General features: G+C 37.8%; 1 protein-coding gene. It reads left to right on the forward strand.

Features of this window, described 5'->3' with window-relative positions; translation table 11 throughout:
* Window positions 1-13 precede the first annotated feature (13 nt).
* The coding region (locus tag ABD296_RS50040) for a carboxymuconolactone decarboxylase family protein (protein ID WP_344285733.1) at window positions 14-291 on the forward strand (278 nt) is incomplete at its 3' end.

Here is a 291-nt window from a genome sequence, read left to right on the forward strand (position 1 = left end):
AGACATCAGTTTGATGTCGCTGAATCAACAGATTTATGCAGCTACCCATATGGTCCAGCTTCCTTTATCTCAAAAGAAGGAAATAACACAAATGCAAAATTCTTTATCCGAACAGCAACAGGCAATCATACCGATTGCTGCCTATGCTGCAAATGGTGACCTAGCTAAACTCAGTCAATCATTAAAAGATGGTTTAGATTTAGGGTTAACCATTGCAGAAATTAAGGAAGTTTTAGTTCAAACCTATGCCTATGCAGATTTTCCTCGAAGTTTGAATGCCCTTACAACATT

Source organism: Actinomadura napierensis (assembly GCF_039529375.1).
Lineage (GTDB): Bacteria > Actinomycetota > Actinomycetes > Streptosporangiales > Streptosporangiaceae > Spirillospora > Spirillospora napierensis.